Source organism: Coprobacter sp. (assembly GCF_982436375.1).
The window spans coordinates 1-2,264 of sequence record NZ_CEWDCG010000312.1 but is presented as its reverse complement, the minus strand read 5'-3'; the positions used below and the strand labels follow the sequence as shown (position 1 = coordinate 2,264).

At 36.9% G+C, this 2,264-nt stretch carries 1 protein-coding gene; it reads right to left on the bottom strand.

Going from position 1 to position 2,264, the window contains the following annotated elements; all coding sequences use genetic code 11:
- Positions 1-63: 63 nt before the first annotated feature.
- Positions 64-2,157 (bottom strand): M3 family metallopeptidase, encoded by a 2,094-nt coding sequence (locus tag AC1WHX_RS11980; protein WP_302545445.1) that lies wholly within the window; start codon positions 2,155-2,157, stop codon positions 64-66.
- Positions 2,158-2,264 lie beyond the last annotated feature (107 nt).

The window sequence follows — 2,264 nt, the reverse complement described above, 5'->3', positions numbered from 1 at the left end:
GAATTTCAATAATTTCAAAGAACTTCTATGATTTTTTAGTGGACACTAATGAAAAATGCTGGATTATTCGTTGAGAATACCATCGCGTTGCATCAATGCTTTTATAGAAGGTTCATGTCCGCGAAAACGTTTATACAATTCCATCGGATCTTCTGTACCTCCTTTTTCGAGAATATTTTTTCTAAAGGATTCGGCAATTTCTCGATTGAAGATACCTTTTTCTTTAAATAAAGAAAATGCATCTGCATCAAGAACTTCAGCCCATTTATATCCGTAATATCCGGCAGCATAGCCTCCTGAAAAAATATGTCCGAATTGATTGCTCATTCCGGTTCCGTCGACAATTGGTAATAATTGGGTCGGAGCCATTGCCTTTTGTTCAAATTCAATAACGTTTTCGATGGAATCGGTTTGTGTGTACCAAGCCATATCGAGAAATCCGAAAGATAATTGACGCAAACAGAGATAAGCCGCATTATATTGTCTTGATTTTTTTATCTTTTCGATTAGTTTTGCCGGCATTTTTTTCCCTGTTTCATAATGGGAGGCAAATGTATCGAGAAACTCTTTTTCGGAAAGCCAGTTTTCCATAATCTGAGAAGGCAGTTCTACAAAGTCACGAAATACATTTGTTCCGGAAAGAGATGCATAAGTTGAGTTTGCCAATAAACCGTGTAGAGAATGACCGAATTCATGCAAAAAGGTTTCGACCTCCCCATAAGTCAATAATGCCGGTTTGTCAGCTGTCGGACGAGTGAAATTCATAACGATAGTAATATGGGGGCGACTGTCTTTTCCATTCTCATCTTTCCATTGTCCTTTATATTCGGTCATCCATGCACCGCCTCTTTTGGTTGCTCGAGGATGAAAATCTGTGTATAATACGCCTACATATTTATTATTTGCATCAAAAACTTCAAAAGCTTCTACTTCTGGATGATATACGGGAATTTTATTGTTCTTCTTAAATTTGAGACCGTATAAACGTGTTGCTAAACCGAATACACCTTTTTTTACTCGATTCAATTCGAAATAAGGTTTCAGCATTTCATCGTTAAGATCGTATTTGGCATTTTTTAATTTATCTGAGTAATAAGACCAGTCCCATGGCATCAGATCGAAGTTTTTACCTTCCATACCGATTGCAAAACCTTTTATTTCTCTAACTTCTTGTAAAGCTTCAGGTTTGTATGCTTCTAATAACTGATTTAGCAAGTTATATACATTTCGGCTGTTTTTTGCCATACGGCGTTCCAATGTATACTCTGCATAATTCTCTTTTCCCATCAATTTGGAGATTTCCATCCTGACTTCAGCAATACGTTTCACGATTTGTGTATTGTCGAACTCTCCGGTCTGACAGCGTGAGTTATATGCCCGATACATTTTTTCTCTCAAATCCCGACGTGCCGAATATTGCATAAACGGGCCATAGCTTGGATAAGAAAGATCGAAGAGAAATCCTTTTTTCCCCTTGTTTTGAGCCATTAATGCCGCTGCATCTATTGCACTTTGAGGAAGTCCGTCCAATTCTTCAGGCTTAGTCAATAGCATTTCGAAACTGTTTGTCGCTTTAAGCAGATTTTGTCCGAATGTCAAAGTCAATTGATTTAGCTCGGTTGTGAGTTTACGGTATTTTTCCCGATTTTCTCCTTTCAGGTTAGCGCCTTTGCGCACCATACTTTCATAAGTATCGTTCAATAGGGCCATTTGTTCGGGCGATAAATCCAATTCTCCTTTTTTGTCGTAAACGAATTTGACCCGTTCGAATAATCTTTCGTTCAGATTGATATTGTTGCCGTGTTCTGAGAGGATAGGCGAGATTCTTTGAGAAATAGCCATCATCTCATCGTTGCCTTCGGCTTCAGAAACAGCAAAAAATATGGTTGATACTTTGTTCAGTAAACTTCCTGATCGTTCTAATGCCTCTATTGAGTTCTCAAATGTAGGTGTAGAACGCTGATTGACAATTGCATCTACTTCTTTTTGATGTTGACGAATACCTTCTTGAAATGCCGGCTCGTAATCTGTTATTTTTATCTTGTCGAATGGTGCGGTTTCTCGGGGAGTTTTAAACTTCCCGAAAAAAGGATTTGCAGCTTGAGTCATATATAAAGTTATTGTTAGAAAAACTATAAATATAAATCTTCTTTTCATGAGAAAGGTTTTTATTAGAATTGACAAAGTTCTCAAATAATTGATACTTTAACATAAAAGAGCTATTAATTTATATTAATTAAAAAGTAAAAACTCTCTGTACAAGT

What these genes read in the sequence shown, in the direction of transcription:
- AC1WHX_RS11980 (WP_302545445.1), bottom strand. Translation starts at nt 2,157, where the DNA reads ATGAAAAGAAGATTTATATTTATAGTTTTTCTAACAATAACTTTATAT.